This is a genomic window from Paracoccus sp. J55 (assembly GCF_000513975.1).
Taxonomy (GTDB): Bacteria; Pseudomonadota; Alphaproteobacteria; order Rhodobacterales; family Rhodobacteraceae; genus Paracoccus.
Map to the genome: position 1 here is coordinate 1 of NZ_AZVA01000016.1, position 23,257 is coordinate 23,257.

The following is a 23,257-nucleotide window of genomic DNA, read 5'->3' on the forward strand; positions in this document are numbered from 1 at the left end:
CGCTGGCCAACGGTGCCACGACGCTGATGTTCGAGGGGGTGCCGACCTGGCCCGATGCTGGCCGCTTCTGGGCGGTCTGCGAGAAGCACAAGGTCAACCAGTTCTACACCGCGCCGACCGCGATCCGGGCGCTGATGGGGCAGGGGCCGGAATGGGTCGAGAAATACGACCTGTCCAGCCTGCGGGTGCTGGGCACGGTGGGNGAGCCGATCAACCCCGAGGCCTGGGTCTGGTACGACCGGCATGTCGGCAAGGGGCGCTGCCCGATCGTGGACACCTGGTGGCAGACCGAGACGGGGGGCCACATGATCACCTCGCTGCCGGGCGCCATCGAGACCAAGCCGGGTTCGGCGACGCTGCCCTTCTTCGGGGTCCGGCCGGTGGTTCTGGATGCCGCGAGCGGGGCGGTGCAGGAGGGCGACCCGGCCGAGGGGGTGCTGTGCATCGCCGACAGCTGGCCGGGTCAGATGCGCACGGTCTGGGGCGACCACCAGCGTTTCATGGAGACCTATTTCCAGCAATATCCGGGCTATTACTTCACCGGCGACGGCTGCCGGCGGGACGAGGACGGCTATTACTGGATCACCGGGCGGGTGGACGACGTGATCAACGTCTCGGGCCACCGGATGGGGACGGCCGAGGTGGAATCGGCGCTGGTGGCGCATGAGAAGGTGGCCGAGGCGGCGGTTGTGGGCTATCCGCATCCGCTGAAGGGCCAGGGCATCTATGCCTATGTGACGCTGATGAACGGGGTGGAGCCCAGCGACGAGCTGCGCGCCGACCTGGAGAAATGGGTGCGCACCGAGATCGGGCCGATCGCCAAGCCGGACCTGATCCAATGGGCGCCGGGTCTTCCGAAGACGCGTTCGGGCAAGATCATGCGCCGCATCCTGCGCAAGATCGCCGAGGACGATTTCGCCGCCCTCGGCGACATCTCCACCCTCGCAGACCCCGCCGTCGTCGACGAACTCATCGAAAACAGAATGAACCGGCACTGAGGAAAAGGGGCGGGCGCCGGAAGCGCCTGCAGGCAATACCGGCTAGCGCGGGCGCCAGCGTCGCCCGCGACCGGCCCCGGCTTGGCCCGAGAGGTCCGCAGTCGGCCGGCTACCGAAAATTCGTCTCGCCGGCAATTCCGCCGGCGCGGCCGAGAAAGCCCAGATCGTGGCAGTGGAGGAGCACGACCCCGATGCAAGAAGACCTGGTCGAACGGATCGCCGCAGATCCGAATTATCAATTGCTGAAAGCGAAGCGATCCCGCTACGGCTGGATTCTGACGATCGCGATGCTCGTTGTCTATTACGGCTATATCCTGCTGATTGCCTTCGACAAGGAACTGCTCGCCGCGCGGATCGGCGACGGCGTCATGACCTGGGGCATTCCCCTGGGCTTCGGCGTGATCGTCTTCACCATCATCATCACCGGCATCTATGTGCGCCGCGCCAACAGCGAGTTCGACGAGCTCAGCGAGAAGGTCCGGCAGGAGGCGCTGAAATGAATCGCAATATCCTGCGCTGCGGCCTGGCGGCCGCGCTTCTGGCCGCGCCCGGCGCGGCCATGGCCGCCGACGTGATCCAGGGCGCCGAGAAGCAGGCGACGAACTGGACCGCCATCGTCATGTTCGCGGTCTTCGTGCTGGGCACGCTCTACATCACCAAATGGGCGGCGTCTAAGACCAAGTCGGCGGCGGATTTCTATACCGCCGGCGGCGGTATCACCGGCTTCCAGAACGGGCTCGCCATCGCCGGGGACTACATGTCGGCGGCATCCTTCCTGGGGATCTCGGCCGCGGTGATGATCTCGGGCTATGACGGGCTGATCTATTCGATCGGCTTCCTGGTCGGCTGGCCGATCCTGACCTTCCTGATGGCCGAGCGGCTGCGCAACCTGGGCCGCTTCACCTTTGCCGACGTGGCGGCCTTCCGCTTTGCCCAGACCCCGGTGCGCATCTTCGCCGCCTCGGGCACGCTGGTCGTGGTGGCCTTCTACCTGATCGCGCAGATGGTGGGCGCGGGTTCGCTGATCCAGCTGCTGTTCGGGCTGGACTACTGGATCGCGGTGGTGATCGTCGGCGCGCTGATGATGATCTATGTGCTGTTCGGCGGCATGACCGCGACGACCTGGGTGCAGATCATCAAGGCCTGCCTGCTGCTGGGCGGCGCGTCCTTCATGTCCTTCATGGTCATGTGGCATTACGGCTTCAGCCCCGAGGCGATGTTCGCCGACGCCGTGCGCGTCAAGGCCGAGCTTGCCGCCAGCGGCGGCGCCAGCGCCGAGGATGCGGCAACGGCCGGCCAGTCGATCATGGGTCCGGGCACCTTCATCAAGGATCCAATCTCGGCCATCAGCTTCGGCATGGCGCTGATGTTCGGCACCGCCGGCCTGCCGCATATCCTGATGCGCTTCTTCACCGTTCCCAGCGCCAAGGAAGCGCGCAAGTCGGTGATGTGGGCGACCGGCTGGATCGGCTATTTCTACCTCTTGACCTTCATCATCGGCTTCGGCGCCATCACCTTCGTGCTGACCAATCCAGAATTCCTGGACGGCTCCGGCGCACTGGTCGGCGGCTCGAACATGGCGGCGGTGCATCTGGCGCAGGCGGTGGGCGGCAACGTCTTCCTGGGCTTCATCTCGGCCGTGGCCTTCGCCACCATCCTGGCGGTGGTCGCCGGCCTGACGCTTTCCGGCGCCTCGGCGGTCAGCCACGACCTCTATGCGACCGTGATCAAGAACGGCAATCCCGCGCCGGGCAGCGAGCTGCGCGTCTCGCGCATCACCACGCTGGTGCTGGGCCTGGTCGCGGTCGTGCTGGGCATCGCCTTCAAGAACCAGAACATCGCCTTCATGGTGTCGCTGGCCTTCGCGGTGGCCGCATCGGCCAACTTCCCGGTGCTGTTCATGTCGGTGCTGTGGAAGGATTGCACGACCCGCGGCGCGGTGGTCGGCGGCTTCCTGGGGCTGATCTCCTCGGTGGTGCTGACGGTTCTGTCGCCCTCGGTCTGGGAGGCGACGCTGGGCAACCCGGCCGGTTCGGCGCCCTTCCCCTACACCTCTCCGGCGCTGTTCTCGATGACGCTGGCCTTCCTGGGCATCTGGCTGGTGTCCAAGATGGACAACGGCACGCGGGCGCGGATCGACCGGGCGGGCTTCCTGGCCCAGCAGGTGCGCTCGGAAACCGGGATCGGCGCGGCAGAGGCCTCGTCGCACTGAAACGCCGGCCCGCCCTTCGGGGCGGGCCGTCTTGCCGTCCCGGACCCGGACCGGTCAGGGACGGTGTCCGCCCCTGTGGCCGGCGCGACGCCCGGCGCCCCGCGCCGGGTTCGGAGGCCATCCCGGGCTTGCGTTGCCGGACATCATGCCGCCCGACCTGCCGGACCCTTGCGGCGATCCGGGGCCGATCCGGCCCTGCCCGAGGCTCGCTGCGGCCGGTGATCGGACCCGCGGGCCGGGATGGCGCGCCCCCTCGGGACCGCCCGAGCGCGCCCGCGGCCAGTCGCCGCACTGCAAAGACGCAGGCGAACGGCGTTTTTTGCTTGCCAGACACAGACATATCGGTCTTTCCATGGCTTGTCCCGGAACGCGATCCGGGGGCAGACTGAAGCGCCAGCGGAGTGCGCCAGCACGGAAGGACAGCCATGACCGACGCCTATCAAGCCATCATCGACCGCTGTGCCGGACTGCCGCCCCTGCGCACCGCCGTGGTCCATCCGGTGCAGCATTCCGTCTTCGAGGCGGTGGGCGATGCGGTGGCCGCCGGGCTGATCGAGCCGGTGCTGATCGGCCCCGCCGCCCGCATTGCCGCCGCGCTGATCGAGGCCGGCCAGGCCCCCGACGCCTATGAGATCGTCGATACCGAACACAGCCACGCCGCCGCCGCCCGTGCCGCACAGATGGCCGCGGCGGGCCAGGTCGGCGCCATCGTGAAGGGCTCGCTGCATTCCGACGAGCTGCTGGGCGCGGTGATCCATCCGCAATGCGGGCTGCGCACCGAGCGGCGCATCAGCCATGCCTTCCTGATGCTGACCGAGGATTATCCGCGCCCCTTCATCATCACCGACGCGGCGGTCAACATCGAGCCCGACCTGATGGTCAAGGCAGACATCCTGCACAATGCCATCGTCCTTTGGCGCGTGCTGTGGGGCCCGGCCCGGCCCAAGGTCGCGATCCTCGCCGCGGTCGAGACGGTCAATCCCAAGATGCAGGCTACGCTGGACGCGGCGGCGCTGTGCAAGATGGCCGATCGCGGCCAGATCGAGGATGCCGAACTGGACGGGCCGCTGGCCTTCGACAATGCGATCAGCCCGGCGGCGGCCCGGGAAAAGGGCATCGTCTCGCCGGTGGCGGGGCAGGCCGACATCCTGCTGGTCCCCGATATCGAATCGGGCAACATGCTGGCCAAGCAGCTGGTCTTCATGGGCGGCGCCGACGCTGCGGGGATCGTGCTGGGCGCGCGGGTGCCGGTGGTCCTGACCAGCCGCGCCGATTCCGTGCGCGCCCGCATGCTCTCCACCGCGCTGGCCGTGCTGATGGCGGATGCGCGCCGGCGGGGGCTGGTGAAATGATCCCGGCGATCCTGACCCTCAATGCCGGCTCGTCCAGCCTGAAGTTCCGCGTCTTCGCCCGCGACGGGCTGTCGCTCATGGCGCGGGGCGCGGTCAGCCGCATCGGCGCCGATGCCGAACTGACCGCGGCGCTGACCGGCGAGCCGGAGCGCCGCATCCCCCTCGCCGCCGGCGGCGACCATGCCGCCGCGCTGCAGGCGGTGCTGGATTTCCTGGATGCGCATGACGAGGGCTGGCGCATCGAGGCGGTGGCGCATCGCATCGTGCATGGGGGGACGGCCTATACCCGTTCGACCCCGGTCACGCCGCAGGTGCTGCAGGACCTGCAGGAACTGGTCCCGCTGGCGCCGCTGCACCAGCCGCACGGGCTGGCGGCCATCGCCGCCGCCCGCCGGCTGTTCGGCGAGGGGGTGCCGAACCTGGCCTGCTTCGACACCGCCTTCCATGCCGGCCGCGATCCCCTGTTCACCCATTTCGCCCTGCCCGAGCCGATGTTCGAGCAGGGCATCCGCCGCTATGGCTTTCACGGCCTCTCCTATCAGTGGATCGCGCATGTGCTGGCCGAGAACCTGCCCTGGCTGCATCGCGGCCGGGTCGTCGCGGCGCATCTGGGCAATGGCGCCAGCCTCTGCGCCATGCGCGAGGGGCGCAGCATCGACACCACCATGGGCATGACGGCGGTGGACGGCATCCCGATGGGCACCCGCTCGGGCGCCGTCGATCCCGGGGCCATCCTGCTCATGCAGCGCAGCTTCGGCATGGCGCCGGAAGAGATCGAGGACCTGATCTACAACCGCTCGGGCCTGCTGGGCATGTCGGGCCGGTCGAACGACGTCGCGGCGCTGCTGAAGGACGGCAAGCCGCAATCGCGCTTCGCGCTGGATTTCTTCGCGCTGAAATGCGCGCAGGCGGCGGCGGCCATGGCGGTCTCGCTGGGCGGGATCGACGCGATGATCTTCACCGGCGGCATCGGCGAGAACGCCACCCCGGTGCGCGAGGCGATCCTGCGGCACATGGCGCCGCTGGGCAAATTCACCAGCATGGTCATCCCCGCCAACGAAGAGCGGATGATGGCGATGGAGGCCGCCCTGCTGCTTTGACCCCGCGCCGCGCCGGCGCAGGGCAGGGCGGCGTCACCGCTGCCGGACATAGCTGCCCGGCGCCTCTTCCAGCGGCGGATAGCCCGCCTCGGCCGCGCCCATGGCCGGCGGGGCCACGCGCCCGGCGCTGGAATGCTGCGCCAGCCAGTCGCTCCAGGCCGGCCACCACGAGCCCTGGCGCATCGCCGCAGCGCGCGCCCAGTCCTCGGGGCAGAGGCAGGCGCCGTCGCGCTCGCGGCTGGCGATGCGGTAATGGCTGCCGGGCCGGGCGGGGTCGAAGATGATGCCGGTATTGTGCCCTTCGCCCGCCAGCACGAAGGTCAGCTCGGCATCGCTGAGGTAATGCAGCCGATAGACCGATTGCCAGGGCGCGACGTAATCGTCCTCGGTGCCCACGGCGAAGATCGGCGCGCGCAGGTTGCGCAGCGCCACCGGGCGGCCCTCTGCCGTCAGCCGGTCGGTGGCCAGCGCGTTTTCCAGATAGAACCGGCGCAGGTATTCGCCCTGCATGCGGCAGGGCATGCGGGTCGAATCCGTGGCCCAGGCGGCCATGTCGGTCATCGGATCGCGCTCGCCCATCAGATAGCATGCGCACCATGCGCGACCAGATCAGCTCGTCCGAGCGCAGGAAGCGGAAGGCGCCCAGCATCTGCTCGGCCGTCAGATAGCCGCGCTGCCACATCAGGCTTTCCAGCACATGCAGCTGGTCGTGGTCGATGAACAGCCCCAGGTCGCCCGGCTCGGTGAAATCCGTCTGCGCCGCCAGCAGCGAGACCGAGGCCAGCCGGTCGTCCCGCGCCCCGGCCATGGCCGCTGCCGCGATGGCCAGCAGCGTGCCGCCCAGGCAATAGCCCGCCGCATGGATGCGCCGCCCGGGCAGGATGGCCGAGACCGCATCCACCGCCGCCATCACCCCGAGGCTGCGATAATCGTCCAGCGTCAGGTCGCGGTCCTCGGCCGTCGGGTTGCGCCAGGACAGGCAGAACACCGTATGCCCCGCCCGGACCAGATGCCGGACCAGCGAGTTTTCCGGCGACAGGTCCAGGATGTAGTATTTCATGATCCAGGCCGGGACCAGCAGCACCGGCTCGGCCAGCACGGTTCCGGTCGCGGGGGCGTATTGGATCAATTCGACCAGATGATTGCGGAACACCACCGTGCCGGGCGTCGCCGCGACCTCATGGCCGACGCGGAACCGCTCGGCCCCGACCGGCGGCTTGCCGGCCGCCAGCCGCGCCATGTCCTCGGCCCAGTTGCGCAGCCCGGCCAGATGGTTCAGCCCGCCGCTGCGGATGCTGTGGGCGATGATCTCGGGATTGGTGAAGGGCAGGTTCGCCGGCGAGACCATGTCGAGCCATTGCTGCGCCAGGGCCGAGAGCAGGTTCTCGTGATGCGGGCTGACGCCGGGGACGCCATGGGTGGCGTCGCGCCACCATTGCTGCGTCAGAAGGAACCCCTGCGCCCAGAGGCTGAAGGGCGGCTGGCGCCAGGCCTCGGACTGGAAGCGCCGGTCCTGCGGCGGCGGGCGGATCATCGGCTCGGCTTCCGGATCGGCGGCAAGGGCGGCGGCCTGGGCCAGCAGCCCGGCCGCGTCGCGCCGGGCCTTGTCGGCCAGTTCCAGCCGCTTGCCTGGCGCGGCGGCCAGATGCGCCGACCAGTCGAAAAGCGCCATGCCGAGCGCCACCGGCGACAGCCCGGTGCTGAAGCCGGCGGTGGCCGCCTCGCGCAGGCGGTCCAGGGTGCGATAGCTTTCGGCGCCGGGCCTGTCCGGCCTGGCAGGCCGCTCGGGGGCGGCGGGGGGCGGAGGTTTCATGTCGTTCATCGCTGCGGCTCCCGGTCGGATATGGGTCTGGCCGGGCGCAGCCGCGCCCGGCGGTTTACGGCACGAGCACCGCCGCGCCGTCGAAACGGCCGGCGCGCAGGTCGTCCAGCGCGCGATTGGCCTCGCGCAGCGGGTAGGTCTTGGTTTCGGTCACGATGCCGATGCGGGGCGCGAGGCCCAGGAAATCCAGCCCGTCCTGCCGCGTCAGATTGGCGACCGAGGCGATCTGGCGTTCATGCCAGAGCAGCGCATAGGGAAAGGCGGGAATGTCGCTCATATGGATGCCGGCGCAGACCACGCGGCCGCCCTTGCGCACCGCCCGCAGCGCGGCGGGGACCAGAGCGCCCACCGGCGCGAAGATGATCGCGGCGTCCAGCGCCTCGGGCGGCGCCTGATCCGAGCCGCCGGCCCAGACCGCACCCAGCCTGCGCGCGAAATCCTGCGCGCGCAGGTCGCCCGGCCGGGTGAAGGCATGCACCGCGCGGCCCTGCCATCGTGCCACCTGGGCGACGATATGCGCCGCCGCGCCGAAACCGTATAGTCCCAGCCGCTCGGCCTTGCCCGCGATCACCAGCGCGCGCCAGCCGATCAGCCCGGCGCAGAGCAGCGGCGCCAGCGCCACCTCGTCGCCAGCCTCGCCCAGGGGAAAGGCGAAGCGCGCATCGGCGATCGCCGCGGTCGCATAGCCGCCATCGCGGGTATAGCCGGTGAAGCCCGGCGCATCGCAAAGGTTTTCCTGCCCGTCCCGGCAATAGCGGCAGCAGCCGCAGCTGTGGCCCAGCCAGGGAATGCCGACCCGCTGGCCCACCCGCAGGCCGTCCACCCCGGGGCCGAGCGCCTCGATCCGGCCGACGATCTCGTGGCCGGGAATGATCGGCAGCACCGGATCGGGCAATTCGCCGTCGACGACATGCAGGTCGGTGCGGCAGACGCCGCAGGCCAGCACGCGGACCCGGATCTGGCCGGGGCCGGGGTCGCGGTCGGGAAGCTCGGTCCAGACCAGCGGCGTGCCGATCCGTTCCAGCACCATGGCATGCATCCGGGCGTCTCCCATCCTCCGGGTCATGTCCAATATGCGGATGATGGGCCGCGCTTGTAAATGGGCGCGGCCTTAAGTCGCGGTCCGGGATCGCGGCAAAAAGGGGCGCCGTCAGCCGCGCAGCGGGTTGAGGTTGCCGGCCGTCCGGTGGTCCCTGACCCGCGCCGCCGCGATGCCGTTGGCCAGGTGGCGGCCGAACAGGCCGATGCCCAGCAGCAGGGCCGAGCCGGCAAAATTCGGCAGCAGGCTGTCGCCGAACGTCGCCACGCCCCGCATGGCGGTCTGCAGCACCGAACCGTCCTGGAAGAAGCCCGGCAGCAGGTCCAGCACGGTGCGCAGCCCGCTGCCGGCGCCGCCCTGCTCGACCAGCCGGCCGAGCGTGCGGGTCAGCGCCGGGTCGCCAAGCGCCTCGGGGCGCAGCGCGGCCAGGATATCGGTCAGCTCGCGCGGGACCGCGCCCGCCGGCAGGCTGCGCAGCTGCTCGTTCAGCCGCGCAGCCTCGGCCGAAAGCCGCGCGGCCTGGGCGGCGGCATTGCCGCTGTCCAGTGCCTGGATCTCGGCCAGGAAGGGCGCCAGCCCGTCGGGCAGGGCGGTGGCGGGCAGGGCGGTGGGCAGGACCGCGCCCTCGGCGCCGCCGGCCGCGTTGACCACGGCGCGGTTGCCGATGCCGAAGGCGCCCAGGATCGCCGTCGCCCAGCTGAGCACGCGGCCGCGCCGGGCGTCGCGGGTGATGACCGAACCGTCCTCGGCCAGCTGCTTTTCGGTGGCGGTCAGGCGGCGTTCGTCCAGCGGCCTGGGCCGGGCGGTCTGCAACCGCTCCTCGGTGGCCGCGTCCAGCACGCCGGTGGTCGGCAGGCCGTTGTCGTGCTGAAAGGCCAGCAGCGCCGCCGCGGTCAGCGAGCCGAAGATGCCGTCGATCCGCCCCAGCTTGTAGCCGAGCGCGGTCAGCCGTTCTTGCAGCAGCCTGACCCGCATCGGGTCGTCGTCGCCCGTGCGCAAGGGCGGCGCGGGTTCGCGGACGGCCGGCAGGTCGCCGGGGATGTCGAAGGCGTAAAGGTCGTTCTTGCGCATGATCGAGCGCAGCTTGGCGCCATATTGCGGGTCGGTCGCGTAGACGCCGGTCAGGGCATCCGCGAAACGGTCGGGATCGTTCAGGAACTGGCGGGCGCGGGTGTAATGGCGCGACTGGGCCAGCAACCGGCCATGTTCGGCAAAGGCGTCCTCCAGGCTGGCAAAGACCCGGAAGGGCTCGCGCCGGCGGCCGGGCGTGCCGTTCTGGAACTCGACCGTCCACGAGGCGACGCTGGGCTGGTTGCCGACCGCCTTGATCCCGAAGGGGTTGTTCGACCGCGCCGGCATGCGGGCGCCGTAATCGCTTTCCAGCGCCCATTGCGCCAGCGTGACCGAGGCCGGCACGCCCCAGCGCCGTTGCGAGGCCTGGGCGGCGCGGATCACCTCGATGCCGAAGCGCGGCGGTAAAGCGGGCAGGGCCGGCAGGTCGCCGGCGGGCGCGGCGGCATCGGCATCGTCCTCGGCCGCGGCGTCCAGCAGCGTATCGCTGTCTTCGGGCAGGTCCTCGGGCTGGTCCGAGACCATGGCCCAGGCGGGCGGCCTGTGCCAGCCGTCATTCGCCGCGTCGCGCAGCCATTGCGGGGCATTGACCGCGCGGCCGCCGGCGCCCCAGACGATGCGCCGCGGATCCGAGGGCGTGGTGCCGAAGCCCACATGCAGCGTATGCGCACCCATGTAGCCCGTCCCCGCGCCGATGCCGGTGGCACCCTGCGCGGCGGCGGCGATGACGAACTTGCGCAGCGCCGGGTCGGGCTGGCTGTCCGAAAAGCTCAGCGTGCGGCCGCCGGCGATCAGCTGCAGGTCCGCGGCGCGCCCGCCGTCGTGGCGGGTCGAGCCGGTGCGCCGCCCGCCGCTGCCGGGCTGGCCGCCCGAGGTGATCAGGATCCTCTCGATCCCCGCCGCCAGGCCGGCGCCGCGCAAGACGGTCTCCAGCTCCTTGCAGATGGGTCGGTCGCGCGTTTTTCCGATCAGTCCCGATTGGTCAATCAATGTCATGTCAGCCTCCTTGTGAAGCCGAGTCGGGGAAGGATTATCGGTGAGTCGCAAAAGGCTTATTGCGTAATAGTTGATCCGACTTGGAATTTCGTCAATCGCTTTGGACAATCGGCGATATTCGTCCCGAACCCGGGCATCGGGCGCCCGTCCCGGATGAATGCACCGCCTTTTCCGGCCCGGCGGACGGCGGACCCCATCCGAGTCGCCGCCCATGCCCCGGCTTTCCAGCTTGCGCGACGCGGTTTTTCTTGGCGGAAGCGTATTTTTCGCAGGAACGAATTGAAACCATTTGATTGGAAATAGAAAGATTCAGCTATCGGATTTTGCGAAAGCCGGCGGCGGTCGGAACGCAGCCCGCAGGAGTCCAGTTGAAATTCTTGAAGAAAACGCGCATAATCCACGCAGTTTCCTTTATAAAAGGAAGTGGGTTATGAAAAGCTTGGTTCTCGCTCTGGTTGTTCTTGCCGGTGTCACGGCCCAGGTATCGGCGCAAAGCGCCTGCCGCCCCGCCGTCGAGCAATGCCGTTAGGACAGACCTCATTTTCTTGAGGCCGTAACATGCAGGAAGTGGTTGCGCTGCTTTTCGGGGCAGCGATCGTGGCCGTGTTTTCTTATGAGCGTTTCAATCGGGTCTCATTCGAGAATTCCGGGCAGCTGGAGCGTCTGGTCAACCTTCTGTCGGCCGATCATCTGCGCGCCCGGCAGGTCGTCCTGCAGGCATATCTGATTTATGCGGTCTCGCTGCTGGCGATCTATTTCTTCCTTTGCGCCTATGCCGAGGTGCTGCCGGTGCTGGGCGGCATCCCGCTCGATCCCGGGATCGGCGCCACGGACCTGCCCAAGGCGCTGAGCCAGATCACCGGCTCGGATGCCGCCGGCCTCGCCATGCAGCAGCTCGGCCCGGCCGGAGGGGCCGCGATCAGAAACGGCATCTCGCCGCAGATATCGCTGTCCGTGGCGCTGATCATGGTCGGGGTGCTGCCGCGCTTCCAGTTGCTCAACCGCGTCGAGGACTGGATGCGCCACGCGGCCCACCGGCTGGCCGGCATTCCGACCCAGGTCGCCGTCGCCAGCGAAAAGCTGCGCCAGGGCAATTTCCGCCTGCCGTCCCCGCCCGCGGCGCCCGTCCGCGATCAGCCCGCGGACCCGTCCGAGGACCGGCCGGGCGGCGGCTTGCCGAGCCGGCGGGACCGGCTGGGGCTGGGGCGTTATTTCGGCTTCCGCCAGCCGCCGCCGGCAGAGGTCACGGCTGCGACGGCACCCGCCCGGGACACGGCTGCGGATCGGTCCAAGGGCGGGTTTCTGCTGCCGCAAGAGGACTGGCTGCGGCTCGGGCGCTATTTCGCCGTGTCGCAGGCGCGCGGCCTGCTGCCCGATCCCGAGACCTTCGAAAACGACCTGCGCATCATCTTCGCCTGCGACGCCTGGCTGCTTGAACGGCGGCTGCCGGTGCTGCGTGCGCATGACCGCGAGATGTTCAGGCGGCTAGAGGAGGATCTGAAGATCCGCACCGGGCGGCTGGTGCTGGCGCTGGACGAACGGGTGCGGCTGGACGAGAAGGCGGCGCAGAACGGCGCCGCCGCCCGCGAGGGCGAAGAGACCGACAAGCCCGGCAACGAGATCGTGGCGCCGGGCGGCTGGCGTGCCCTGACCCGCCAGACCGAGGAACTGGCCGAGGATTTCTGCACCCTGCTGGCGCTTTACGTCGAACACGACATGCTGCAATTCGGACATGCTTCGTCCGCCCTCGGCGCGCGCGGCCTCCAGCAGGCCGAGGCCGAGCAGGTGCTGGAAGAATTCCTGCGGCCGATCCTCAGCGACAACCTGCCCGAGCTGCGCCGGCAGGCCACGCAAAAGGCGCTGGTCTGGACTTTCGGCATCGTGGTCGTGGCCTGCCTGCTCTGGGCCGGGACATTGAACGTCTATGAGCGCGAGCTGGAAAACTGGGGAAAACGCGGCATCCAGCAGATCAGCTTCTATGGCCGCAGCTTCGAATTGCTGGCCACCTCGTTCAACACCTATCTGATTCCCCTGGTCGTGGCGCTGGCGGTGCGCGACACCCGGCGCCCGCGCGGCACCTGGCACGACCTGGCGCGCTCGGACTGGACCGACAGGCTGCCCCAGATTCTGCTGATCGCGGTGCTGGCCTGGTTCGTCTCGACCATGTTCGTCATCGGCACCAATTCCTGGATCGCGGCGCTGCGCAACGAAACCGGCTGGACGAAGGGCGATCTCTGGGTCCAGCTGGCCGCGTTCAAGGTGGATTTCGACTATCAGGCGCCGCGCGCCTTGCGCGGGGTGGTTCTGGCGCTGATGGTGCTCTGGCTGATGGACGACACCCGTCACCGGCTGGAGCCGCAGCACAGCCGCCTGCGCTTTGCCTGGGAATGGGGCATCGTCGGGGGGCTGATCATGGCGGCGACGGGGGGGTTCTCGCGCTATTTCACGGCGCTGATCGCGCTGTCCTACAGCACGCGCACGGCGATCGACTCGGTGGACCGGGGGCTGATCTTCTATTCCGTGCTGTTCTCGGGCCTGATCGGGCTGGCGGTGATGTTCTGCCTGGCTGCGGCGCTGGTGCGGCGGTCGCCGCGGCCCCCGCAGATTGCAGGGACGGCATCGGCCGGGTCCCGCACCCATCCGGACGGAGAGCCGCACGATGCCTAGGATCGCCCGCCTTGCCGCGCTGCTGGCCCTCCAGGCGCTGCTGATCTGTCCCGCGGCGCTGGCGCGAGAGGTGATCGTCATCGGCGTGCGCGACGACGTGCCGCCCTTCGTGTCCCGCAACGCCCGTGACAACACCTATGTCGGCTTCCTGTGGGATCTTTGCATCGCGGCCGTCACGCGGGCCGGCTATCATTTCGTGACCGAGCAGCTGAATGCCGACGGGCGCACGCAGTTCCTGGACCTGGGTTCCAAGACCATTGACCTGCTGTGCGATCCCACGACCATCACCCTGGACCGTATTTACCACACGGTGCCATCTCTCAAGAAGGAAGCCCGGGAGAAACCAACGAAGGACATCACGGAGAAATCCTTGGTGGAATCGCTGTCCTTCTCGCCGATCATCTTCATCGCCAACGGCACCTATTTCGAGCCGGGCGAAAAGCTGCGCGGACGCCGCGCCGCGAAGCCCCCGGAAGAGCCTCCCAAGGAACCCGTCACTCCCAACTGGCTGGGCGAGACTTTCCGGATGCTGCTCTATGCGCCCAAGGACAGCAAGGCGGCGGATGCCGCGCCGCCGGTGCGCGAGGAGGTCTGGGGTTTCGTCCGGGGCGCGACCATCGAGGCGGTGCTCCAGCAGGAACTGCCCGAGACGATGCTGCGCCAGGACGTCAAGGTGCGTTCCGAAGAGTTTGATTCGCACCAGTTGGCGGCCGCCGCTTTCTGCGAGGGCAAGCTGGACCGCTATTACGGCGATGCCGAGATCGTGCGCGCGATGATCGCCCGGCAGGCGGAGAAGGCGGCGGGCGGCGCGGCCCCGAAGACAGGTTCTGACGCCCCGAGCTCGTCAGGGCAGGTGGCGAACCAGAAGAACCAACAGGAAAAGGCGGCGGAAGCGGCGGAAAAGCCGGCCGACACCACCTGCGACAGCCAGGCGGCCAAGGGCGCGGCCAGTTACGAGCCCTATGCGCTGATCATGTCGTCGCACAATCATGCCGAGTTTCCGCGCCAGATGAACTGGGCCATCTACAGCATGTTCGCCGACCGGACCGTCGAGCGCATCTATCGCGCCCATTTCCCTTCCGAGGCCTCGTCGCCGCTGCTGACCATGCTGTTCCGCATCAATACCATTCCCGACAGGTGCCAGATCCCGGGCTTTCAGGCCGCCGCATGCGGCAAAACCCAGACACCGGCCTCGGGGACGGCATTGACCCGCAACGAACAGCCATAGGCATGCGACAGCGCCTCGTCGGTCAGCACCTCCTCGGGGCGGCCCTGGCACAGCACGCGGCCGCCTTTCATCAGCACCAGCTTCTGGGCGAAAAGCGCGGTCAGGTTCAGGTCGTGCATGACCGCCACCACGCCGCCGCCCGCCTGCGCGTAGCCGGCGGCAAGCCGCATCACCGTCAGCTGATGCGCGATGTCGAGGCTGCTGACCGGTTCGTCCAGCATCAGCCAGCGCGGGCCGTCGGCCTCCAGCGGCTGCCAAACCTGCGCCAGCACGCGCGCCAGCTGCACCCGCTGCTGCTCGCCGCCCGAAAGCTCCTGATAAAGCCGGCCGGAGAAGCCCGCCAGATCGACCGCCGCCAGTGCCCGAGGCACCAGCGCATCGGCGTGCTCGCCGCGCGCCTCGATGCCGATGCGCACAACCTCGGCCACGGTGAAGGGAAAGGACAGCGCCGCCGCCTGCGGCAGCACGCCCCGCCGGCGCGCCAGCTCCTCGGGCGTCATGCGGGCCATGTCCTGCCCGTTCAGGGTGATGCGGCCCCGGCAAGGCAGCTCTCCGGTCAGGCTGCGCAGCAGCGTGGTCTTGCCCGAGCCGTTCGGCCCGACGATGGCGGTGATCTCGCCCGCCCGCGCCGTGATCGAGACGCCGTGCAGGATCGGCTTGCGGCCAAGGCTGACATGGATGTCGGCGGCGATCAGGCTCACAGGTCCAGCACTCCGCGGTTGCGCAGCAGGATCCACAGGAAGAACGGCCCGCCCATGATGGCGGTGACGATGCCGATGGGCAGTTCGGCCGGGGCGATGACGGTGCGGCTGACCATGTCGGCCAGAAGCAGCGTCACCGCGCCCAGAAGCGCCGAGTTGACCAGCAGCCAGCGGTGGTCCGGTCCGCTGGCCAGCCGCAGCAGATGCGGCACGACGATGCCGACGAAGCCGATGCCGCCCGAGACGGCGACGGCGGCGCCGGTGGCCCCCGCCACGGTCAGGATGGCGCGGTTCTTGACCTTCTGCACGCGGATGCCGACATGGCCGGCCGCCGCCTCTCCCAGCGCCAGCGCGTTCAGGCCGCGCGCGAGCCAAGGGGCGGAGATCAGCGCCAGCGCCATGATCGGCGCCCCGGCCAAGAGCTTGGGCCAGTTCGCCCCGGCCAGCGAGCCCAGCCCCCAGAAGGTCAGGTCGCGCAGCTCGCGATCATTGGCGCGCAGGATCACCAGCCCCGACAGCGCCGCCATGATCGCCCCCAGCGCGATTCCGGCCAGCAGCATGGTCGCGACCGAGGTGCGCCCGCGCCGGGTGGCGATGCGGTAAAGCGCCATGGTGGTCAGCCAGCCGCCGATGAAGGCGGCGACGGGCACCAGATACCAGCCGAAGAACGCCGCGACCCAGCCCGGGAGCGCGCCGCCCAGCACGATGGCGAGGATCGCGCCCAGCGAGGCGCCCGAGCTGACGCCGACGATGCCCGGATCGGCCAGCGGGTTGCGGAACAGCCCCTGCATCACCGCGCCCGAGACCGCCAGCGAGGCGCCGACGAAGATGCCCATCACCACGCGCGGCAGGCGGATGTCCAGCAGCACCACCCGGTCCTGCATCGCAAGCTCGCGCCCCGCCAGCAGGTCCGAGACCGCCCGCATGAGCGAGGTCCCCGAGGCGCCCCAGCCCAGCGAGACCACCGCCACCACGGCCAGAAGCAGCGCCAGGAACAGCCCCAGCCGGCGGGCGCGGTGGCTGCGGTCTCCGTCCAGCCGCTGGGGGCGCAGTTCGGGCGACAGGGCCGCCATCACGACCCCGCATAGATCAGGTCGTGCAGCTCGACCGCGGCCTCGCCGGTGCGCGGGCCGAAGCCCAGCAGTTTCAGCCCGTCCATCATCACCACCGCCCCGTCGCGTCCCGCCGGGGTCTGGGCCAGCGCCGGCACGGCCAGCACCGCCTGTTTCGCCGCCGTATGGCTGCTGCCGCCATTGGCATCCGCGTCCGCCTGCGCGTCGCCGCGCCGCATCATCAGGATCACGTCGGGCGCGGCCTCGATCACCGCCTCGTCGGTGACGGGCTTGTAGCCTTGGACGCCCGGCATGGCGTTGCGCGCCCCGGCCAGCCGGATGATGCCGTCCGCCGCCGTGTCGGCGCCGCCGGCCATGACCCGCCCGCCCTGCAGGGACAGCACGAACAGCACCTTTTTCGGCTCGCCCGTCACCGCCTGCGCCCGGCCCAGGGCCGCCCGCAGGTCCGCCGCCAGCTTCTCGTGCAGCACGCGGCCCTTGTCGGGCACGCCGAGCGCCTCGGCGACCGCATCGACCTTGTCCAGCACGCCCTCGGCATCATAGCGTTCCTCGACGCTGACGAAGGCCACCCCGGCCGATTTCAGCACCGCGACCGCCTCGGGCGGCCCGGCGCCGTCCTCGGCGACGATAAGGTCGGGCCCGACCGACAGCACGCCTTCGGGCGACAGCGCGCGCACATAGCCGACATCGGGCAGGGCATTGGCCTCGGGCGGCCAGTTCGAGGTGGTGTCGCGGCCGATCAGCCGCGATTCCTCGCCAAGCGCATAGACGATCTCGGTCACCGAGCCGCCCAGGGACAGCACGCGCCGCGCCTCGGGATGGCTGTCCGCCAAGGCCGGGCCGGCCAGCAGGATCAGCGCCAGCGCCAGCCGTTTCATGCCGCGGCCTCGGCCAGCGCCGGCAGGTCGGCGACCAGCGCCGCCCATTCTTCGGCATCGCCGCCCTTTTCCGGGCGCAATCCGAAGCATTGGAAGATCAGCGCCCCCTCGGCGTCGAAGGCCTCGACCGAGATCGCCGGTCCGCGCTTGGTGGGCTTGTCCACCGCCCAGACCTCGGCGACGTGATCGCCGCGCAGGTGCAGGTTGAAGCGCGGGTCCATGACGTTCAGCCATGGCCCCATGGGCTTCAGCGAATGGATGGGTCCGGAATGGATCTCGATGCAGCCCATGTTGCCGACGAAGAACATCACTCCCAGGCCCCCGGCATGGACGCGCTCCAGCAGGGCGGGGACGGCCCCGACCGCCAGCGGCCGCACCAGCGGCGCCCCGGCGAGGCGATAGGCGCCCAGCCGGTTCATCTTGAGCCGGCGGATCAGGATGTTGAACTGATGCGTGTCGGTCATCGCCGCCCATTCCCGGCGCAGCGCCTCGGCGCGCTCGGCGCTGGCCTTCGGCGGCTCGACCGGCGCCCGCGGCTCGAAGCGGCCCGCGTCCGACTGGTCCGGCAGCGCCAGGTCGCGACGCAGCGTTTCCCAGGCGGTCAGGTCCGAGCCCTCGCGCAGGTGGATCTTGTGGACCGCGTCGCCCGCCGCGTCGAAGACCTGGATCGACCGGCGGCTGGCGGTCCCGACCTCGGATTCGACGGCGAAGGCATGCAGCCAGTGGCGCGGAAAGATGCGCAGGTCGATCTCGGGGTCCAGGGTCATGGCGGCATGTTCGCCATCGTGGAAATCGTTGTAGGTGCCGAGCTTCTCGATCACGCAGGACCGGTTGCGGGTCAGGGCCATCACCTCGCCCAGGGCCTGCACCTGCGGGATCAGCCGGCCGGGCAGGGGGTTGATGCGGGTCGCGCCATGGCCGACCCGCGCCGCGACCAGCGCGGCCTCGGGGACGCCCAGCCGTTCGGCCAGGTCATAGGAGCGGCCGCTGTCCTCGGCCTGGATGCGGCGCAGATCCGCCGGGGAATGCTTGGTCATCGCGGTGCCTTTCGCTGCTGCTGCACGCCCGGTTCGACCCGGGGCGATGCGCAAGGAATCATTGACAGTTTTACTAAGATTATTTTACCCCGCGCAAGATGCCAGCCCCGTGGCCAGCGAACAGTTTCACGAGATGACGACGGGGATCACATGTCACGCCACAGAATTCGCGGCGCGTTTCTGGCCGGAACCACCTGCCTGACCGCCTTGAGCCTGACCCTTCCGCTGCAGGCGCAGGAACGTGCCGAGGCCGCGCGGCCCGCCTATGTGCTGGACCAGATCGTGCTGCGCGCCGGCAAGCCCAAGGTGGCGTCCGAGGTGCCGCAATCGGTCTCGGTCGTGGACGGCCAGCAGCTTGCGGATATCGAGCCGGTGCATATCGGCGAGGTTCTGGCGACGGTGCCGGGGGTTGCCGGCGTCGGGTCGGGCAGCTTCTTCGGCCAGGGCTTCAACATCCGCGGCTTCGGTTCCTCGGGCGCCGCGGCCTCGGAATCCGGGATCGTCCAGCTGATCGACGGCGAGGAGAAATATTTCGAATCCTACCGCCAGGGCGCGCTCTTCGTCGAGCCGGACTTCCTGCGCCAGGTCGAGGTGCTGCGCGGCCCCGGCTCATCCACGCTTTACGGCTCGGGCGCCCTCGGCGGGGTGATCGCCATGGAGACGATCGAGGCCGGCGACCTGATCGCCGAGGGCCAGAGCTTCGGCGGCAAGGCCAAGCTGGGCTATGCCAGCAACCCCGACACGGCCTTGGGCAGCGTCGCGCTCGGCTGGCGCCCGGCCGAGGATTTCGAGGCGCTCGCCGCCTTTGCCTGGCGCAAGCTGGGCGATACCAAGGATGCAGAGGGCAATACCAGCATCCGCTCGAACTCCAGGACGCCGAACCTGCTGCTGAAGGCGAGGAAGACCTTCGGGGATCACCATGTCGCCTTTTCCTACCAGCATCTGGAGGCCAAGGGCGAGAACCAGGACTTCAACCAGCTGGAAGGGGCGCAGGTGGGGCTGTTCCCGGGCTTCTCCGGCTGGGGCGTCGGCGACATCACCACCCGCGACCAGACCGCGCGGCTGATCTGGGGCTGGAACCCGGACGACAACCGCTATGTCGATGTGACGGCCACGCTGTCCTATACCAACACCATGAAGGACGTGCGGCAGGGCGACGACCCGGACGAGCCGATCATGCCCTCGCTGCTGGGGCGGCGCGACTATCGCCTGTGGAAGTTCAAGCTGGCCAACGTGGCCGACCTGTCGGGCGCCGGCCATGATCACGCCCTGACCACCGGCTTCGAGCTGCTCAAGCAGGATCGGTCGTCCAGCGTGCCCTCGGCCTCGCATCCCGAGGGCTTCACCCGCGCCTGGGGGGTCTATGCCCTCTCGGAAGTGACCTGGGACAGGCTGAGGGTCAATTCGGGCCTGCGCTACGAAAGGCAGCGCACCGAGCCCAAGGACACCGTCGGCTTCGCCGCCGAAGAGCGCAGCTTCGAGGCGGTCGAGCCGCAGGTCGCGGCGATCTACAGACTGGACGGGCAGTGGTCGGTCTTCGGCTCCGTCGCCTTCGTGAACCGGATGCCGACGGTGGACGAGCTCTACGACGGCTCGATGGCGACGGCGCCGAACCCGAACCTGAAGGACGAGAAGGGCAAGAACCTCGAAGCCGGGATCTCCTATCGCGGCAATGGGCTGTTTGCCGAGGGCGACGAGGCGGTGATGAAGCTTACGCTGTTCCGCAATCACATCACCGACATGATCGCCCGCTCGGGCGCGGGACCGGCGGCCCATTTCACCAATATCGACCGCGCCTATCTGCGGGGCGGCGAGCTGGAGGCCAGCTATACGCGCGACGCCTGGGAGTTCGGCGCCGCGGTCTCGGTGGTCGAGGGCGAGGATCAGGACGGCACGGTGCTCGACACGCTGCCCAACGACCGGGTGACGCTGCAGGCGATCTGGCAGGCCGGCGATGCCTGGCGGCTGGGGCTGCGCAGCACGCTGGCCAGGGGTCGCGACAAGGCGGATGGCACGCATCGCGCCGGCTATGGCGTGCATGACGTTTTTGCCACCTGGGCGCCGCAATCCGGGGCCGCGGCCGGGATCGAGGTGCATATGGGCATCGACAACATCGCCGACCGCGACTACACGCCGGCCTCCTGGCTCAGCGGCCCGGCGCCGGGGCGGAATGTCAAGCTGTCGGTCTCGCGCAGCTTCTGATCCGCCCTGCCGGCACCGGGGGCATGGCGACCGGCCCGCAAGGCCGGCCGCCTTTCCGGCGCCCGGTCTTCACCGTTTTTCAAATACTCCGCCGCGACGCTTCCGCTGCGCGATCACCCCGCAAGCCGGGCGTAGACACCGCCCTTGGCGATCAGCGCGCCGTGCTCGCCTGCCTCGACGATGCGGCCCTCCTGCATGACGACGATGCGGTCGGCATGGCGGATGGTGCCCAGCCGATGCGCGATGACCAGGGTGGTGCGCCCCACGGCCAGCGCGTCCAGCGCCGACTGGATCTCGCGCTCGGTCTGGCTGTCCAGCGCCGAGGTCGCCTCGTCCAGGATCAGGATCGGCGGGTTCTTCAGGAAGGCCCGGGCGATGGCCACGCGCTGCTTCTGCCCGCCCGACAGCATCACGCCGCGCTCGCCGACCACGGTGCCCAGCCCCTCGGGCAGGCTTTCGATCAGCGGGCCAAGCTGGGCCTGCCGCGCCGCATCGAGGATCTCGGCGTCCGAGGCGCCCAGGCGGCCATAGGCGATGTTCTCGCGCAGCGTACCGCCGAACAGGAACACGTCCTGGCTGACCAGCCCGATCTGGCGGCGCAGGCTGTGCAGCTGCATCTGGTCCAGCGCAATGCCGTCCACGCTGATGCGGCCCCGCGTCGGCTGGTAGAAGCGCGGCAGCAGCGCCAGCAGCGTGGTCTTGCCGGCCCCCGAAGGGCCGACGAAGGCCACCGTCTCGCCGGCGCGGATGGTCAGGTCGATATCGCGCAGGATCGGGCGGTCGCCGTCATAGGCGAAGCTGACGCCCTCGAAGCGGATGTCGCCCTTCAGCGCCGGGGCGGGGACGGCGTCCGGGGCGTCGCGGATCTCGGGCTCGGTCGCCAGCAGCTCCTGATAGCGGCGGAAGCCGGCGATGCCGCGCGGATAGGTCTCGATCACCGCGGCGATCTTTTCCAGCGGCCGGTAGAAGACGCCGACCAGCAGCAGGAAGCCGACGAAGCCGCCGGTGGTCAGCTCGCCCGCCAGCACGAAGCCGGCGCCCGCCACCATGACCACGACCTGCACCAGCCGCAGCCCCATGTATTGCAGCGCCAGCGAGCCGGCCATGATGCGATAGGCGTCGAGCTTGGCGGCGCGGTAACGCTGGTTGTCGGTGGCGAAAAGCCCGGATTCATGCGCCTCGTTGCCGAAGGCCTGCACGACGCGGACGCCGCCGAGCGCCTCTTCCAGGCGGACGTTGAAATCGCCGACGCGGGAATAGATCGCCTGCCAGGTCCGGGTCATGCGGCCGCCATAGACGATGACCAGCGCCAGCATCGCCGGCACCACCAGCGCCACGATCAGCGCCAGTTGCGGGTTGATCGCGAACATCAGCGCGAAGGCGCCGAAGAAGGTCATGATGGCGATGAAGGCATCCTCGGGGCCGTGATGGGCGACCTCGCCGATCTCCTCGAGGTCGCGGGTGACGCGGGCGACCAGCTTGCCGGTGCGGGCGCGGTCATACCAGCGCCAGGACAGCCGGGTCAGGTGGTCGAAGGCGCGGGCGCGCATCTCGGTCTCGATATTGATGCCCAGCTTGTGGCCCCAATAGGTGACGATCGCCATCAGCCCGGCATTCAGCGCGTAAAGCCCCAGCAGCCCCGCCGCCGCCAGCATGGTCAGCCCCCAATCGCCCCTGGGCAGCAGGTGGTCGATGAAGGCGGTGACGGCCAGCGGAAAGGCCAGCTCCAACAGGCCAGACAGCACCGCGCAGCCGAAATCCAGCCAGAAGAGCCCCATCCAGGGGCGATAATAGGCGAAGAATGCGCGCAGCATGGCAGTCCCTTCATATCCCTTCGTCAGGCACGGAAGACGGCCGGACCGCATCCGCGCGGCGCAGCGCCCGCATCGGCCCGGGCCGCGGCTCGCGCCCGGCCGGCAGAGCCCGTCGCCCAGGCGCCGGCCCGCGGACCGGCGCATGGCGATGACGGCGCTGCAACCCCGTCCGTGACATATTCGGAGGGCAAGGGGAAGCACCTCGGTTCCTCGCGCGCCGCTGGGGTGCGGCCGCGCCTGGCGAGGACCGCGATTTCAGGGCATGGCGCCAGAAGCAAGGCCCTCGGCGCGAGGCTTGCCGCACGCGGGCGCCCGCCGTTTCGGGGGGCCATCGTCGGGCCTCGCGGCGGCGGAAACCGTCGCCCTGGCCCGTGGCGGTCGCTGCGGCGGCCCGCGCTTCGGCCGGTCCGGGAACCCCGGCGGGGGGGGCGGAAAGGAGAGGGCGCGCGCCGCAGCTCGCGCTGCGCCGCGCGATGCCGGCCTATTCGATCACCGCGCAGGCCAGCCGGTCGCCGGCGCCGCCGCTGGGCTGGGTCTGGTGGTCGTCGGGGCCGGCATGGACCATCAGCGCCCGGCCCTGGACGGCATTCTCGCCCTCGGCCAGGGTGACCAGGGGGTTGAAGACCTGGACGCGCGCCGTGCCCTCGGCATCGGACCAGATATTGGGCATGTCGCCGGCATGCGGGCCGCCTTCGGCCAGCACGCCATGCGGCGTCCCGGAAGGGTTGAAATGCCCGCCGGCGGATTCGTGGCCGGTGCTGTGGTCGCATGTCCCGGTTTCGTGGATGTGGAAGGCAAGCCAGCTGCTGGGCGGCAGGCCGGTCACCTCGGCCTCGATCAGCACGCCGTTCGGGGTCGCGGTCAAGGTCGCCGATCCGGCCTCCTGACCCTGGGCGTCGAGGAATTTCGCCGTGGCGTCCTGCGCCTGCGCCGCGGCCGGCAGCAGGGCAAGGCCAAGCAGCATCAGGGATCGTTTCATCGCGTCCTCCTGTCCAGTCGATGTCGCCGAGGCAACCCGCGCCTGCCGGCTTTGTTCCCGGCGGCGGGGAAATCGCCGCCCCCGCCGC

General features: G+C 69.6%; 17 protein-coding genes and 1 pseudogene. 8 read left to right on the top strand and 10 right to left on the bottom strand.

What is annotated here, in order from left to right:
* The 5 genes from PARJ55_RS0114215 to PARJ55_RS0114235 form a co-directional block, all read left to right on the top strand.
* The coding region (locus PARJ55_RS0114215; protein WP_028713647.1) for an AMP-binding protein at positions 1-998 on the top strand (998 nt) is incomplete at its 5' end.
* A 191-nt stretch (positions 999-1,189) separates the two neighbouring features.
* A complete protein-coding gene (locus PARJ55_RS0114220) occupies positions 1,190-1,498 on the top strand; it encodes a DUF485 domain-containing protein (RefSeq protein ID WP_028713648.1) in 309 nt (102 codons plus the stop codon).
* Positions 1,495-3,210 carry a cation acetate symporter gene (locus PARJ55_RS0114225; RefSeq protein WP_028713649.1) on the top strand — a complete coding sequence of 572 codons (1,716 nt, stop codon included), beginning with the start codon at positions 1,495-1,497 and terminating at the stop codon, positions 3,208-3,210. The genes PARJ55_RS0114220 and PARJ55_RS0114225 overlap by 4 nt, the downstream gene beginning before the upstream one ends.
* Before the next feature lie 425 nt (positions 3,211-3,635).
* A complete protein-coding gene (locus tag PARJ55_RS0114230; protein WP_028713650.1) occupies positions 3,636-4,562 on the top strand; it encodes a bifunctional enoyl-CoA hydratase/phosphate acetyltransferase in 927 nt (308 codons plus the stop codon).
* Positions 4,559-5,662, top strand: coding sequence for an acetate/propionate family kinase (locus PARJ55_RS0114235; RefSeq protein WP_028713651.1), 1,104 nt, complete (start codon positions 4,559-4,561; stop codon positions 5,660-5,662). The genes PARJ55_RS0114230 and PARJ55_RS0114235 overlap by 4 nt, the downstream gene beginning before the upstream one ends.
* Before the next feature lie 33 nt (positions 5,663-5,695).
* Here the strand turns inward: PARJ55_RS0114235 and PARJ55_RS22165 are convergent.
* The 4 genes and pseudogenes from PARJ55_RS22165 to PARJ55_RS24025 form a co-directional block, all read right to left on the bottom strand.
* Positions 5,696-7,475: pseudogene (locus tag PARJ55_RS22165) on the bottom strand (PHA/PHB synthase family protein).
* 64 nt (positions 7,476-7,539) lie between these two features.
* Positions 7,540-8,538 carry a zinc-dependent alcohol dehydrogenase family protein gene (locus PARJ55_RS0114250; RefSeq protein ID WP_232215718.1) on the bottom strand — a complete coding sequence of 333 codons (999 nt, stop codon included), beginning with the start codon at positions 8,536-8,538 and terminating at the stop codon, positions 7,540-7,542.
* 96 nt (positions 8,539-8,634) lie between these two features.
* On the bottom strand, positions 8,635-10,590 hold the full coding sequence (locus PARJ55_RS23010) for a glucosaminidase domain-containing protein (RefSeq protein WP_051416280.1): 1,956 nt from the start codon (positions 10,588-10,590) through the stop codon (positions 8,635-8,637).
* A 56-nt stretch (positions 10,591-10,646) separates the two neighbouring features.
* Positions 10,647-10,991, bottom strand: a complete 345-nt coding sequence (locus PARJ55_RS24025) for a hypothetical protein (protein WP_156929494.1) — start codon at positions 10,989-10,991, stop codon at positions 10,647-10,649.
* 157 nt (positions 10,992-11,148) lie between these two features.
* Here PARJ55_RS24025 and PARJ55_RS22180 point away from each other — a divergent pair, with 157 nt between their 5' ends.
* Together PARJ55_RS22180 and PARJ55_RS0114265 are read left to right on the top strand one after the other, a co-directional pair.
* Positions 11,149-13,257: a hypothetical protein gene (locus tag PARJ55_RS22180; RefSeq protein ID WP_036714244.1), complete on the top strand. Its 2,109-nt coding sequence runs from the start codon at positions 11,149-11,151 to the stop codon at positions 13,255-13,257.
* A 70-nt stretch (positions 13,258-13,327) separates the two neighbouring features.
* On the top strand, positions 13,328-14,485 hold the full coding sequence (locus PARJ55_RS0114265; RefSeq protein WP_198019365.1) for an ABC transporter substrate-binding protein: 1,158 nt from the start codon (positions 13,328-13,330) through the stop codon (positions 14,483-14,485).
* Here PARJ55_RS0114265 and PARJ55_RS0114270 read toward each other — a convergent pair.
* Genes PARJ55_RS0114270 through PARJ55_RS0114285 form a run of 4 tightly spaced genes read right to left on the bottom strand, consistent with a single transcriptional unit; the run spans position 14,413 to position 18,174 of the window.
* A complete protein-coding gene (locus tag PARJ55_RS0114270; protein WP_084637870.1) occupies positions 14,413-15,186 on the bottom strand; it encodes a heme ABC transporter ATP-binding protein in 774 nt (257 codons plus the stop codon). The genes PARJ55_RS0114265 and PARJ55_RS0114270 overlap by 73 nt on opposite strands.
* Entirely contained in the window at positions 15,183-16,259 is a 1,077-nt protein-coding gene (locus PARJ55_RS0114275) for an iron ABC transporter permease (RefSeq protein WP_028713656.1), read from the bottom strand. Before PARJ55_RS0114275 ends, PARJ55_RS0114270 begins: the two co-directional genes overlap by 4 nt.
* Complete coding sequence (locus PARJ55_RS0114280; protein ID WP_028713657.1) at positions 16,259-17,137, bottom strand: hemin ABC transporter substrate-binding protein; 879 nt, start codon at positions 17,135-17,137, stop codon at positions 16,259-16,261. Before PARJ55_RS0114280 ends, PARJ55_RS0114275 begins: the two co-directional genes overlap by 1 nt.
* On the bottom strand, positions 17,134-18,174 hold the full coding sequence (locus PARJ55_RS0114285) for a hemin-degrading factor (RefSeq protein WP_028713658.1): 1,041 nt from the start codon (positions 18,172-18,174) through the stop codon (positions 17,134-17,136). The genes PARJ55_RS0114280 and PARJ55_RS0114285 overlap by 4 nt, the downstream gene beginning before the upstream one ends.
* Positions 18,175-18,324: 150 nt before the next feature.
* Here PARJ55_RS0114285 and PARJ55_RS0114290 point away from each other — a divergent pair, with 150 nt between their 5' ends.
* Positions 18,325-20,376 carry a TonB-dependent receptor domain-containing protein gene (locus PARJ55_RS0114290; protein ID WP_028713659.1) on the top strand — a complete coding sequence of 684 codons (2,052 nt, stop codon included), beginning with the start codon at positions 18,325-18,327 and terminating at the stop codon, positions 20,374-20,376.
* A 113-nt stretch (positions 20,377-20,489) separates the two neighbouring features.
* Here PARJ55_RS0114290 and PARJ55_RS0114295 read toward each other — a convergent pair whose 3' ends face one another.
* Together PARJ55_RS0114295 and PARJ55_RS0114300 are read right to left on the bottom strand one after the other, a co-directional pair.
* Positions 20,490-22,190, bottom strand: a complete 1,701-nt coding sequence (locus PARJ55_RS0114295; protein WP_028713660.1) for an ABC transporter ATP-binding protein — start codon at positions 22,188-22,190, stop codon at positions 20,490-20,492.
* A gap of 481 nt (positions 22,191-22,671) precedes the next feature.
* Entirely contained in the window at positions 22,672-23,169 is a 498-nt protein-coding gene (locus PARJ55_RS0114300) for a superoxide dismutase family protein (protein ID WP_028713661.1), read from the bottom strand.
* Between the last annotated feature and the right edge of the window lie 88 nt (positions 23,170-23,257).